This window comes from [Actinomadura] parvosata subsp. kistnae (assembly GCF_900323885.1).
Lineage (GTDB): Bacteria > Actinomycetota > Actinomycetes > Streptosporangiales > Streptosporangiaceae > Nonomuraea > Nonomuraea composti.
Genome location: NZ_OOHJ01000030.1, coordinates 124931 through 138038 on the forward strand (window position 1 = coordinate 124931; position 13108 = coordinate 138038).

Sequence of the window (13108 nt, forward strand, 5' to 3'; positions counted from 1 at the left end):
CCCCTTCGGGCCGCGGTCGTCCAGCATCATCAGTCAACGGAGACGTGCTGGGAGGCCAAGGCCCGCACCGCGGTCAAGGTCAGCACGACCGCCAGCGCGGCAGTGAGAGCGAGCAGGCCCAGACCGAGCCCGTACGAGCCGAGCCTGCCGTAGATGAACCCCATGACCAGCGGCGGCACGAACCCGCCCAGCCCGCCGGCCGCACCGACCAGCCCGGTGACCGAGCCCACCTTGTCGGCCGGGGCGACTAGGGCGACGAGCGCGAACGTGGCGCCGCTGCCCGCGCCGAGCGCCGCCGCCATGGACAGAAACGCCACCGTGCCGACCGGCATCAGGACGGGCGTCAGCGCCTGGACCGCCGCCATGACGGCGACCACGACGAACACCCCGGCCAGCACCCGCACCGGACCGACCCGGTCTGACAGCCACCCTCCCAGCGGCCGCATCAGCACCGCCAGCACCACGAACCCGGCCATCCGGTAGGCGGCGTCCGCCTGCTCCAAGCCGTACCCGGTCTGCAAGTAGGCCGGCAGGTAGACGGAGAAGGCAACGTAGCCGCCGAAGGCGACGGCGTACAGCAGGCACGCCTGCCACGTGATCGGCAACCTCACCGTGGCCGCCAGCCGCGCGATCAGTGATCGTTCCGCCACACTCCGCCCAGGCGCATCACGCAGAACCAGCCACGAGACGATCGCGTAGAGCGCCAGCGCGATCGCCGTGATGACGAACGGGGTGGCCGGGCCACCGCTCTCGACCAGCCCGACTGTAGTTAGCGCGCTGATGGCGGTGCCTCCCATGCCCGCGCCGAAGATCCCCACCGCCAACCCACGCCGGTGCGACGCGAAAACGGGCACCCTCACCGTCTCGGATACCCAGGCCGACGCGTACACCAACATGACAGGGCGTCGGGGCCTCGGCGGCACAGGTGCGCTGTTTGCCGCCTTCGGCCGCTGGAACTGGCTCGACTGGCACGGCCGCGACCAGCAGGAACTGCGTTTCCACGAGCCGCAGACGGTGAACTGACCGGCAGCCAGCGGGCGAACGGGAGGTTGGACCAGTCCAGACCATGTGTCCATGGGTTGTCCCAGGCCGGTAACGCGGCCTGTTCGGCCCAGAACGCATTCCGGTCGGCCTCGGCACGCGCGTACAGCTCCGTGGCGCGGCACGCCTGCAGACATGCTCACTGTGGCTGAGAGCCCCGAGGGTGGTCGGCGCGCTGGGGCTATCCGAACAGTGGCCAGCCGTACTTGAGCACGACGGCCAGGACCAGGATCAGGATCCAGATAGTGACGGCGATGGCGTCGAGGTCGGCGTCGATGATCCTGGTCAGTGCCGACTGCACGCGCCGGGGCAGGAACAGGTTGCCGTCGCGGACGTTCACGTGCGTCAGGGTCGACCACACCAGCGTGGTGGACACGGTCACCAGCAGGCACCACGGGCACAGTGCGCCGATCACGTACATGGACTGGTAGAACAGCCAGTACGCGAAGATCAGGCCGAGGGTGTAGACCACTTGCGCGGCGAACATGAACCAGCCCGGGAACCGCACCCGGCCCAGGCTCGCCACCGCGATGGTGATCACGACCGGCTCGGCCACCATGCCCAGGAAGGCGTTCGGGAAGCCGAACAGGTGCGCCTGCCAGGAGCTGCCAACCGTGCCGCAGCTGATGACGCTGTTGATGTTGCAGGACAGGTCCGCGCCCGGGTCGGCCGCCAGGCGCACCGCGTCGATCGACAGCACGAAGGACGCGGTCAGGCTGAGGCATGCCGAGAACAGCATGGTTCCGAAGATCCACGCGTTGGAGTGGCGAAGAGCGTGCAGCCGAGGAAGGACCGTGGTCACAGTCGGCACCACTACTGGCCCTTGGCCGCGGTCACGGCCGCGGCCAAGGCGCCCGCAGTGTAGAGGTCGCCCTCGAACACCTTGCCGTTGATCTTCACGGTCGGCGTGCCCGAGATCCCCGCGTTGAACACCGCCTGCGTCGAGGTCGCGACCCACGGCTCGAAGCCGCGGCCGGCGAAGGCGGCCACCACGTCCGCCGGCACCCCGGCATTACGGGCCAGCGTGGCGATCTCCTCGTCGGACAGGCCGCGGCTCCCCTCCTCGGGCTGATTGGCGAACAGCGCCGTGTTGAGCGCCAGAACCTTGCCGGGCGCCAGGTCGGCGACGGTGGCGATGGCGTTGGCCGCCCGCGTGGAGTACTTCGTACCGCTGGACGCCCGATCCAGGAACGACAGCGGGTACAGCTCCAGCCGCACCGTTCCGTCGGCCACCATCCGGTCCAGCTCACTGCTGTTGGCCTGCTCGAAGCGCCCGCAGTATGGGCACATGTAGTCAAGGTAGACCTCGAGCTTCACCGGCGCGGCCGCGTTGCCCAGGGCCAGCGCCCCGCCGTCCGTCGCGATCGCTGGCGCCTTGCCTCTCTGCGCCGCCGAGGAGACGTCGTTGGCCGCCGCGTTGATCAAGCTGATCACGATGGCGACCAGCAGGCCTACTATGATCAGCCCGCCGCCGGAGGCGATCAGGCGAGTGCGCTTCGCCCTGCGCCGCTCGGCGGCGGCCCGGGCGTTGCGTAGCTCGCGGGACTTGATTCGTGCCTCGGTGCTCATGGCCTCGTTTTCCTCGCTGGATGAAAGATCGAGCGCCACGCGACCATCACGTCGTCACCACTTCTTAACGGCGCTCGGCCTTGGGTGGATGCCTCTTGCTGACGCTCGCCGTCCAGCTTGGAGCACGCCGTCGCACCCGCACCCGGGCCAAAGGTCCCAACCCTGTGGACCTTGGTCCTGTATCGGACGTCGCTGCGAGCGATCAGTGATCCGGCACGTGCCTGGATAGGGAAGCATGGAGACGGTCCTCAGGCACACCTGGGTCTCCACCGCGGCCGGAGCGATTCACTCCGTTATAGCCGGGTGTTGAAGACTTCATGGAGGGGGCGCCGCGGCACGGCGAGCACCGGCGGGCCGTACCCCAGCCGCAGCAGCATCTGCAGGTGCCCGGGTGTCCCGGTGGACTCGCCGCGGTGCTCACTGTCCGGGAGATCGAGAGGCTGACTGAACAGCGACGCCGACACCCCGCGGGCCGTCGCCGCCGGCGAACAGGGCGGCGAGCTGCGGGTCCCTTTCGAACCTGGCCACCTCCCGGCCTGCCCCGAGACCGAAGTCGCGCAAGGGTAGCTCGGTGTCGCCGGGGCGAGGGCCGAAGGCGTGGCGCGGTACGCCGTCCGTGCGGGGGCCGTCTTTCGTCCAGGGGGACGTGCGCCGTGAGGCGTTGCTGATCCGTACGAAGGTGGAAGACCTTCGTCGTCCGTCCTGTCGTGGCAGGGCGGTGAAGCTGAGGGCAGCCTGGTCCGGGTGATGCCGGGGAGGGCGGCAAGCGGCCCTGACGAAGCCGGGACGTGCCAGTACTGCCAGATGGTGCGGGTTCGGTGAGCAAGGCGGAAAGGAGTACGCGAGGAACCGTCGTCATTACATCCCTCAACGCGAGACCGGCTCGAACCTGGTGGATAGGGGCCGGGAGCGGTGCGCACCCGCCACCGATGTGGTGGTCCGGGGAACTCCTGGGAGGGTTTGTCTCTGCCGTCCGGGGAGGCCATGAGGAAGGCCCACGGCGTACTCATGGCGATGCCGCAGGGATATAGGCGGGCTCCTCCTTCGCCGAGCGGATCACAGCGAACACGGGAACCATCCGGACTCGCCTCCCCGAAACGGTGGCCGGCCAGGTCACCAGCGGGGATAGGCGCATCGACCGCCGAACGGGCCGGGTGGGGCGGAGCCGCCGTAGTAGTCGGAGGCCGGGAAAGCCGGTCACATGGCCAAGGGCGGCAGCGGAAGCGAGAAGACCTGGAGACTGTAATGCCGAAAGACGCGCTCCCGAATGAGAGCGCCTGGCCAGAGCAAATCCCTGCGGGGCCTGCTCGGCGGGTATCGGAGATGCAGGCCAAGCTTCACCGTTGGGCGGCGGCCGATCCTGGCCGCCGGTTCGAGGAATTGTTCAACTTTGTGCATGACCCGGCGACGCTGCTGATGGCGTTCGACCGGGTAGCGGGCAACCGGGGCGGCCGGACCGCGGGCGTGGACGGCGTAACCGCCGCCGATGTCGAAGAGCGGATTGGCATCCCGGGCTTCCTGGACGAGCTGCGCACTCAGCTCAGGACGGGTGCGTTCCGACCGTTGCCGGTGCGGGAGAGATTGATTCCCAAGCCGGGCGGAGCCGGGAAGGTGCGGCGGTTAGGCATTCCCGTGATCGCTGACCGGGTCGTCCAGGCGGCGCTCAAACTGGTGCTGGAGCCTATCTTCGAGGCCGACTTCCAGCCGGTCTCTTACGGGTTTCGGCCCCGGCGACGAGCGCAGGATGCGATTGCCGAGATCCACTTCTATGGCACTCACGGGTATCGGTGGGTGCTGGATGCGGACATCGCGGCGTGTTTCGACGAGATCGATCACGCCGCGCTGATGGACCGCGTCCGCAACCGGATCAAGGACAAGAAGGTCCTGGCTCTGATCAAGGCGTTCCTCAAGGCCGGGATCATGACCGAACTCGGTGAACGCCAGGACACGCCTGTCGGGACGCCGCAGGGCGGCATCATCTCTCCGTTGCTGGCTAATATCGCGCTGTCGGTGCTCGATGAGCATCTGCACGGGCCGTGGCGGCCGGGCGGGGCGTTCTCCTCCCCGAAACGGAGGGCCACTCTGCGCGCCAAAGGGGCCGCGACCTGGCGGATCGTCCGCTACGCGGACGACTTCGTCGTCCTGGTCAACGGCTCCGAAGAGCATGTCCGCGAGTTGCATGAACAGATCGCTCAGGTGCTGGCCCCGATGGGGTTACGGCTGTCTGCGGCCAAGACCCAGGTCGTGCACATGAGTGAAGGGTTCGACTTCCTGGGGTTTCACATCCAGTGGCGCCGCAAGCGAGGCACGAACACCTGGCACGTCTACACCTTCATCGCCAAGGATCCGGTCCGGCGGCTGAAGGCGAAGATTCGTGCGCTGACCCGCAAGACCTCACCGTTGAACCTGGCTGCCCTGCTGGCCCAGCTGAACCGGGTCATGGGCGGATGGGCGTTCTACTTTCAGCATGCGATCGCCAAGCGCGTGTTCGCCAGCCTGGATGCCTTCACCTGGTGGAGGCTGGCCCGGTTGCTGCGCCAGCGGCATCGCTGGAGCTGGAAGGAGTTTCGCCGACGGCACACCACCCCCACCGGGCGGTGGCTGCCGTTCTCGGCGAACGGGGTTACCTGGCGCGGCATCGAGAAGATCCCGGTCACCCGGTATCGCTATCGCGGCGCCAGAATTCCCAGCCCGTGGGTTCAACCAGCCCGTTAGACGGCAGCATCCGTGGAGAGCCCGGTACTCGGAGACGGGTACGCCGGGTTCGGAAGGCGGTCCGGAGAAACGGACCGGTCGCAAGACCGGCACCGCGCTCCGGGCCGACCTTACAGCTCTCGGCGGTAGGCCTCGTCGCGGGAGAGTGCTTGGTCTGCGGTGGCGACCATGTCGAGGATCTTGCGTGTCGCCCGGCCGTTCAGCATGACGAGGGTGGCGCCTTCTTCGCGGGCCGCGGCGACCAGGGCGACGACGGTCTCCTGCGGCAGAGAGCGGCCGTCGAACGGGAAGCGATTGGTGCGACGGCGCGGGATCACGGCATGCAGCCGCTGCTCGTTCGGTGGCGGTGGTTCCCCTGGGACGGTACGCACGACGGCGAGGAGGTCGGGCGCGCCGCGCGGGGCGGGCAACGGCAGGACACGAGCCTCATATCCGGTCATTCGGATGGCCAGCCTCATGTTGAACAGCGCCGCTCCGCAGCTCATGGCGAGGCAGCGCCCGAGGGGATCGGCGACGCGCAGTTGCCGGCGGAGGTCGGCGTACACGGTCATGCTGTCCTTCAGGTGGTAGAACAGCCACGGCTGGGTGTTGTGCACGGAGGGCGCGGCGACCGCGGCCTCGACGATCCGGCGTACGCCGGAGGGAGTGGCGAAAGGCTTGACCATCGTGCGCTTCACTTTCGGTGGCCCAAGAGGCGCATCGTCACGAGGCGAGGGCGAGCGTGGTGCTCGCGGCGAGCAGGGCGGCGCCGGTGATGGTCAGCAGTGTGCCCAGGCCGATGACCAGGGTGGTGATCTGCCAGGCCTGGTAGGCGTTCAGCAGGGAGGCGCGCAGCATCTGGCCGGTGAAGGCGGTCTGCCGCAGCACTTCCAGCTTCTCGTCGTCGCCGCCTGCGGCGTGCAGCTCGGCGCTGATCTCGCCGTACGACCGGCCGCCCGTCGCCATCAGCACGTTGTTCCCGATCACTTGGGCGAAGGCGCGGGCTTGTGAGCCTGTCACAACCGCCCGGCCCTGGTGGGCGGCGAGGTCATCGGGTAGCCCTTTGCCAGGGAAGCTGATCGCCTGCCCGCGCAGTTCCGTCTTGATCTCGGCGCGCGCCTTGACCCCCAGCGCGACCATGACCGGTCCTGCCACCATCATCGCCGCACCGGCGGCGCCCAGCAGGGCCATCGCTGTCGTTCGAACAACGCTCATGTCGTACTCCTTCGTGATGCGGCATCGGGCCTCGGCCGCGGATGGTCATCGAGCCTCTCCCCTGAGCGGGGTGCGCCGCCGGTAGACGATGTAAGGCCGCCACAGGTAGGCGATGGGCGCCGACCAGACGTGGACGAGTCTGGTGAACGGCCAGATCGCGGCGAGCAGCCAGGCTGACAGCGCGTGCAGCTGGAAGATCAGCGGCACGTCGGCCATCAGGTTCGGGTCGGGGCGGAAGGTGAGCACGCCGCGGAACCAGACGGCGATGGTGGCGCGGTAGTCGTAGCCGCCGCCGAGCAGGTTCTTCCCTACGGTCGCGGTCATGCCGAGCAGGATCACCACCGCCAGGACGACGAACAGGACCTTGTCGGCTCGGGTGGTGGTGCGGCGCACCCGCGGGCTGGTGAAGCGGCGCGCGAGCAGCAGCGCCAGGCCCGCGATCACCATGAGCCCGGCCACGGTTCCGGCGCTGACCGACACCAGGTGGTAGAGGTCCTCGTCGACGCCGACGGCGGCGGTCCAGGACTTGGGGACGAGCAGGCCGAGTACGTGGCCGCCGATGGCGGCGAACGCGCCGAGGTGGAACAGCGGCGAGCCGAGCCGCAGGAGCCGGCTCTCCAGCACCTGCGTGGTGCGGGTGGTCCAGCCGAACTGGTCCACCCGCCAGCGCCAGACATGCCCCACGACGAAGATCGTCAGAGCGATGTAGGGGACGACGACCCAGAGCGCGACGCTCACGGCCGCACCTCCATCTCGTTCATCAGCGGTCCGAACGGGGCCAGCCCGACTTCCTCGGCGGGTGGCCCGGCCAGGGCAAGGTCGGCGACGGAAGCCCGCTCGGCCGCCGTTAGATCGGGCAGCTCCGCGCAGAGGGCGTCGAGGACGAGCGCATACGGGGAGCCACTGTCGTGCAGCGCGGTCCGGATGAGCTCCAGGCCCTTGCGGTGCTGGCGCAGCGGCGCCTCGCCCGTGGCAGGGCCTGCCAGGGCGGCGAACTCGCAGACCACGGGCAGGAAGTCGGGTAGTTCGCCTTCGGGCGGGGTCAGCCCGGCCACTCGATAGCGCTGTTTGAGGGTGAGCAGGGCTATGCCACGGCGGCGGGTGTCGCCGTGCAGGTAGTAGGTGAGGTAGAGGCTGGACTTGCGGCGCAGGTCGAAGGTCTCGACGTAATGGCGGGCCAGCCCCATGGGCTCCCGGTCGCGGAACCACCGCAGGAACTGCTCCAGCGCCTGGCGCGGACGCGTGTCGGGCAGTGCGGCGACGGCCCGGTCGAGCTCGGCACGGGCGGCGATCAGTTCGGCGTCCGGGTACTGGAGCAGGAGCGAGACCAGCCGGAGCAGCGCCGCCCGGTCCTGGGGCCGGTCGGTGACGGCTTCCTTGCGGGTGAGCAGTTTCATGACGCCGATCCCTTCCCGACAAAGAGCTTCAGGCCCAGGCGGCCGTCGGTGCGCCGGCCGGTGAGGCCGGTCGGGTGGAACTCGCTCATGCCGGGGCCGCCGTCGCCGTCGAGGCTGCATCCGTCCGCCTGGGCGGACAGGGCTGCGGCGTCCTCGCGGTGGGCGGCGGGCACGACGTAGCGGTCGTCGTACTTGGCGATGGCCAGCAGACGGTACATCTCCTCGATGTCGGCCGCCGTCATCCCGACCGCCTCCAGCAGGTCCGAGGCGACGGTGCCGTCGATGGTGCGGGCGCGCATGTACGCGCGCATGGCCGACAGCTTCATCAGCACCCCGGCCACGACCTCGGTGTCGCCGGCCGAGAACAAGCTCGCCAGGTATTCGAGGGGGATGCGCAGGTCGGTGATGGCGTGGAAGACGTTGTCGGGGTCGTCGGCGTCGGCTCCGACGCCGGTGACGGCGTCGAGCACGGGCGACAGCGGCGGGATGTACCAGACCATGGGCAGCGTGCGGTATTCCGGGTGCAGCGGCAGCGCCACCCGGTAGCGCATGGCCAGCCGGTAGATAGGCGAGCGCCGGGCGGCCTGGATCCAGTCCTCGCTGATGCCGCTCGCGCGGGCGGCCGCGGCCACCTCGGGGTCTTCGGGGTCGAGGAAAACCTTGCGCTGGGCCTCCAGCAGGTCTCGCGGGTCAGCGACACGGGCCGCGTCGAGGACGGCGTCGGCGTCGTACAGGATGAGGCCGATGTAGCGCAGTCGCCCGACGCAGGTCTCGGCGCACACGGTGGGCTGTCCCGCCTCGATGCGGGGGAAGCAGAAGGTGCATTTTTCGGCCTTGCCGGTCTTGTGGTTGACGTACACCTTCTTGTATGGGCAGGAGGAGACGCACATGCGCCAGCCGCGGCAGCGGTTCTGGTCGACCAGGACGATGCCGTCCTCTTCGCGCTTGTACATCGCGCCGGACGGGCAGGCGGCCACGCAGGCGGGGTTGAGACAGTGCTCGCAAATGCGCGGCAGGTGGAACATGAAGGTCTTGTCGAACTCCATCTTCACCTTCTCGGCCATGGCCGCGAGGTTGGGGTCGGCGGGGCGTGCTCGGGGCGCCGCCGAGGTCGTCCTCCCAGTTCGCGCCCCAGGTGATGGCCATGTCCTGGCCGGTGATGGCCGACTTGGGGCGGATGACGGGGGTGTGCGGGCTTGCGGGAGCGTTGATGAGGGTGTCGTAGTCGTAGGTGGCCGGCTCGTAGTAGTCGTCCATGTCCGGCAGATCCGGATTGGCGAACAGGTTGAGCAGCCGCTTGACCCGGCCGCCGGCGCGGAGCTTGAGCCGGCCGCGCCGGTCGAGTTCCCAGCCGCCATGCCAGCGTTCCTGGTCCTCGTAGCGTTTGGGGTAGCCGACGCCGGGCTTGGTCTCGACGTTGTTGAACCAGACGTACTCGACGCCGTCCCGGTTGGTCCACGTCTGCTTGCACGTGACGGAGCAGGTGTGGCAGCCAATGCACTTGTCCAGGTTCATCACCATGGCGACCTGTGCCATGACGCGCATCAGTAGGTCACCTCCTGGGCGCGGCGGCGGATCACCGTGACCTCGTCACGCTGGTTGCCGGTCGGGCCGTAGTAGTTGAAGGCGTAGGTGAACTGCGCGTACCCGCCGATGAGGTGGCTGGGCTTGAGCAGCAGCCGGGTGAGGGAGTTGTGGACGCCGCCGCGCCGTCCCGACTTCTCGGTGAGCGGCACGTTCACGTTGCGGTCTTTCGCGTGGTACATGTACACGGTCCCGGCGGGCATGCGGTGCGAGACGATCGCCCGGGCCACGACCACGCCGTTGCGGTTGTAGGCCTCGATCCAGTCGTTGTCGGCGACACCGATCCTGGCGGCGTCCTCAACGCTCATCCAGATGTCGGGGCCGCCGCGCGACAGGGCCAGCATGTAGGCGTTGTCCTGGTATTCGGAATGGATCGACCACTTCGAATGCGGGGTCAAGTAGCGCACGGTGACCTCGGCCGCATCCCCGTCGCCCTGCTCGCCGTAGTGGCGGCGCATGTTGAGCGGCGGCCGGTAGGCGGGCAGCTGCTCGCCCAGCTCGATGATCCAGTCGTGGTCGAGGAAGAACTGCTGGCGGCCGGTCAGCGTGTGCCAGGGCTTGTCCCGCTCGACGTTGATGACGAAGGCGGAGTAGCGGCGCCCGCCGGTCTCCGATCCGGACCATTCGGGCGAGGTGATCACCGGTTGCGGCCTGGATTGCGTGTCGGCGAACGTGATGCGCTTGCCCTCGTGCTCGGCGGCCAGGTCGGCCAGCTTCGTGCCGGTGCGGCGCTCCAGGCTCTCGAACCCCTGGGTGGCCAGGCGGCCGTTGGTGGTGCCCGACAGCGCGAGGATGGCCTCGCACATCCGGTCGGCCGTGGCCAGCGAGACGCGTCCTTCGCCGGTGGTGCCGTTCTTGCCGGCCAGGTAGTCGAGCTCCGGGCCGACCCGGTAGGTCACGGCTTTGGTCGTCAGCCCCAACTCGGCGAAGAGCGGCCCGATGGAGCGCATGCGCTCGCCGACGGCGGCGTAGTCGCGCTCGATCGTGATGATCTTCGGCATGGTTCTGCCGGGTACGGGCTCGCATTCGCCGTGTTTCCAGTCGCGTACCCGGCCGCCCGGCTGGGCGAGCTCGTCGGGGGTGTCGTGGGTGAGCGGGACGGCCAGCACGTCGGTGCGTTTGCCCAGGTGATTGGCGGCCAGCTCGGAGAAGCGGTCGGCGAGGGTGAGGAAGGCGTCGTAGTCGCTGCGGGTCTGCCAGGGCGGGGCGATGGCCGGGTTGAAGGCGTGCACGAACGGGTGCATGTCGGTGCTCGACAGGTCGTGCTTCTCGTACCAGGTGGCGGCCGGGAGCACGACGTCGGAGAACAGCGCCGTGGACGTCATACGGAAGTCGATCGCGGTGAGCAGGTCGAGCTTGCCCTTGGTGGCCTCCTCGCGCCAGGTCACCTCGGCCGGGTGCAGCCCTTCCTGGTTACGGGTTTCGGCGTCGGTGCCGAGCAGGTGGCGCAGGAAGTACTCGTTGCCCTTGCCGGAGGAGCCGAGCAGGTTGGCCCGCCACACGGTCAGCACGCGCGGGAAGTTGGCGGGGTCGCCCGGGTCCTCGGCGGCGAAGCGGAGATTCCCGGACTTCAGCTCGTTCACGACGTGCTCGGCCACCGGGATGCCGGCCCAGTCGGCCTCGTCAGCGAGGGTGAGCGGGTTGCGGTTGAAGGTGGGGTGCGAGGGCAGCCAGCCGAGCCTCGCGGCCTGGGCGTTGCAGTCGGCGAACGACTTGCCGTCGAAAGCGCCGGAGCCGAGCGGGCTGGCGAGTTCGCCCGCCCCGAACTGCTCGTAACGCCACTGGTCGGTGGCCAGGTACCAGAACGCGGTCCCTGCCATGTGCCGGGTCGGCCGCTGCCAGTCGAAGGCGAACGCCAGATGCTGGAAGCCGGTGATCGGGCGCACCTTCTCCTGGCCCACGTAGTGCGCCCAGCCGCCGCCGTTGACGCCCTGGCAGCCGGTCAGCAGCACCAGCGTCAGGAAGGAGCGGTAGATCTGGTCGGAGTGGAACCAGTGGTTGGTGCCCGCGCCCATCGCGATCATCGACTTGCCCTGGGTGCGCTCGGCGTTGCGGGCGAACTCGCGTGCGATCCTGGCGATCGTCGCGGCGGGCACTGAGGTGATCTCCTCCGCCCACGCGGGGGTGTACGGCTGGCTCGCGTCCAGGTACGACTCCGGCCACTCCCCCGGCAGATCGCGGGCCACGCCGTACTGGGCCATGAGCAGGTCGAAGACCGTGGTGACGAGCTTGCCGGCCACCTCGGTGACCGGCACGCCGCGTCGCATGACGGAGCCGCCCTCGGTGACGCCTTCATCGAAGCGCGGCAGGTCGACCTCGACCGCCCGGTGCCCGCCGAGCAGGGTCAGCGCGGGGGTCGCGCCGTGCAGATCGAGGTTCCAGCGGCCCTCGCCCTCCTGTCCCCAGCGGAAGCCGAGCGAGCCGTTCGGCACTTCCGGCTCACCCGTCTGCTCGTCCAGGAAGACGGTCTTGAACTCCGCGTTCTCGCTCTCCTCGCCGAGGTCGGCGGCGGTCAGGAAGCGGCGCGGCACGTACGCGTCGCCGCGCTGCTCCAGCGTCACCAGGAACGGCAGGTCGGTGTATTTGCGGACGTAGTCGGTGAAGTAAGGGACCTGGCGGTCGCGGAAGAACTCGGTCAGCGTCACGTGGCCCATCGCCATGGCCAGCGCGCCGTCCGTACCCGGGTGCGGCGCCAGCCAGTCGTCGGCGAACTTGACGTTGTCGGCGTAGTCGGGGCTGACCGCGACGACCTTGGTGCCCTGGTAGCGGGCCTCGGTCATGAAGTGGGCGTCCGGCGTGCGGGTGACCGGGATGTTGGAGCCCCACATGATCAGATAGCGGGAGTTCCACCAGTCGGCGGCCTCGGGCACGTCCGTCTGGTCGCCCCACACCTGCGGGGAGGCGATCGGCAGGTCGGCGTACCAGTCGTAGAACGACAGCAGCGTGCCGCCGATCATCGACAGGAACCGGGTCCCGGCCGCGAACGACGCCATCGACATGGCCGGGATCGGCGAGAACCCCACCACCCGGTCCGGGCCGTACTGCTTGATCGTGTGCACGTGCGCGGCGGCCATCAGCTCCAGGACCTCGTCCCAATCGGAGCGGACGAAGCCGCCCTTGCCGCGAGCCCGCTTGTACACCCGCGCCCGCTCCGGGTCACCGGTCAGCTCCGCCCACGCCAGCACGGGATCGCCCAACCTGGCCTTGGCCTCGCGCCACATCTCCAGCAGCACGCCCCGCACGTACGGGTAGCGCACCCGCGACGGCGAATAGGTGTACCAGGAGAACGACGCGCCACGGGGGCAGCCGCGCGGCTCGTACTCCGGCGACTCCGGCCCCACCGACGGGTAGTCGGTCGCCTGGTGCTCCCACGTGATCAGCCCGTCCTTGACGAACACCTGCCACGAGCACGAGCCCGTGCAGTTCACCCCGTGCGTTGAGCGCACCACCTTGTCGTGCGCCCACCGATCCCGGTAGAAACGATCCCAGCCACTCGGATCGATCTGGTGCAGGGTGCGACCGTCGGCCGACACCTCGGACGTGGTGAAGAACGTACGGGCGGCGAGCAATGGCCCCATGCCGGGGATCGCGTCGATATCAGTCACAAC

Annotated in this window: 10 protein-coding genes and 2 pseudogenes; 2 read left to right on the forward strand and 10 right to left on the reverse strand. The window is 69.0% G+C overall.

Annotated elements, in window-relative coordinates:
* Nucleotides 1-29: 29 nt before the first annotated feature.
* Nucleotides 30-797: an MFS transporter gene (locus KIS93_RS56345; protein ID WP_329607733.1), complete on the reverse strand. Its 768-nt coding sequence runs from the start codon at nt 795-797 to the stop codon at nt 30-32.
* Here KIS93_RS56345 and KIS93_RS66805 point away from each other — a divergent pair.
* Nucleotides 796-1023: a hypothetical protein gene (locus KIS93_RS66805; protein WP_186405122.1), complete on the forward strand. Its 228-nt coding sequence runs from the start codon at nt 796-798 to the stop codon at nt 1021-1023. The genes KIS93_RS56345 and KIS93_RS66805 overlap by 2 nt on opposite strands.
* A 16-nt stretch (nt 1024-1039) precedes the next feature.
* Here KIS93_RS66805 and KIS93_RS69410 read toward each other — a convergent pair.
* From KIS93_RS69410 to KIS93_RS56365, 3 genes and pseudogenes are all read right to left on the reverse strand, one after another.
* Nucleotides 1040-1174, reverse strand: a pseudogene (locus tag KIS93_RS69410) (acetyl-coenzyme A synthetase N-terminal domain-containing protein); the annotation flags it as partial.
* A gap of 48 nt (nt 1175-1222) precedes the next feature.
* Nucleotides 1223-1780, reverse strand: a complete 558-nt coding sequence (locus KIS93_RS56360; RefSeq protein WP_230466229.1) for a vitamin K epoxide reductase family protein — start codon at nt 1778-1780, stop codon at nt 1223-1225.
* Between the two features lie 74 nt (nt 1781-1854).
* Nucleotides 1855-2649, reverse strand: a complete 795-nt coding sequence (locus KIS93_RS56365) for a DsbA family protein (RefSeq protein ID WP_230466230.1) — start codon at nt 2647-2649, stop codon at nt 1855-1857.
* 1284 nt (nt 2650-3933) lie between these two features.
* Here KIS93_RS56365 and ltrA point away from each other — a divergent pair.
* Nucleotides 3934-5325 (forward strand): group II intron reverse transcriptase/maturase, encoded by a 1392-nt coding sequence (gene ltrA / locus KIS93_RS56370; protein WP_222108062.1) that lies wholly within the window; start codon nt 3934-3936, stop codon nt 5323-5325.
* A 110-nt stretch (nt 5326-5435) separates the two neighbouring features.
* Here ltrA and KIS93_RS56375 read toward each other — a convergent pair whose 3' ends face one another.
* From KIS93_RS56375 to KIS93_RS56400, 6 genes and pseudogenes are all read right to left on the reverse strand, one after another.
* The gene (locus KIS93_RS56375) at nt 5436-5990 is read right to left on the reverse strand and encodes a nitroreductase family protein (protein ID WP_080039327.1); all 555 of its coding nucleotides are present in this window, start codon (nt 5988-5990) and stop codon (nt 5436-5438) included.
* A 37-nt stretch (nt 5991-6027) separates the two neighbouring features.
* Nucleotides 6028-6519: a hypothetical protein gene (locus KIS93_RS56380; RefSeq protein WP_155127573.1), complete on the reverse strand. Its 492-nt coding sequence runs from the start codon at nt 6517-6519 to the stop codon at nt 6028-6030.
* 45 nt (nt 6520-6564) lie between these two features.
* Entirely contained in the window at nt 6565-7257 is a 693-nt protein-coding gene (narI, locus tag KIS93_RS56385; RefSeq protein WP_080039329.1) for a respiratory nitrate reductase subunit gamma, read from the reverse strand.
* On the reverse strand, nt 7254-7916 hold the full coding sequence (narJ, locus tag KIS93_RS56390) for a nitrate reductase molybdenum cofactor assembly chaperone (protein ID WP_080039330.1): 663 nt from the start codon (nt 7914-7916) through the stop codon (nt 7254-7256). Before narJ ends, narI begins: the two co-directional genes overlap by 4 nt.
* Nucleotides 7913-9461 (reverse strand): annotated as a pseudogene (gene narH / locus KIS93_RS56395) (nitrate reductase subunit beta). The gene narJ and the pseudogene narH overlap by 4 nt, the downstream one beginning before the upstream one ends.
* Nucleotides 9461-13078 (reverse strand): nitrate reductase subunit alpha, encoded by a 3618-nt coding sequence (locus KIS93_RS56400; RefSeq protein WP_080039332.1) that lies wholly within the window; start codon nt 13076-13078, stop codon nt 9461-9463. The pseudogene narH and the gene KIS93_RS56400 overlap by 1 nt, the downstream one beginning before the upstream one ends.
* Nucleotides 13079-13108 lie beyond the last annotated feature (30 nt).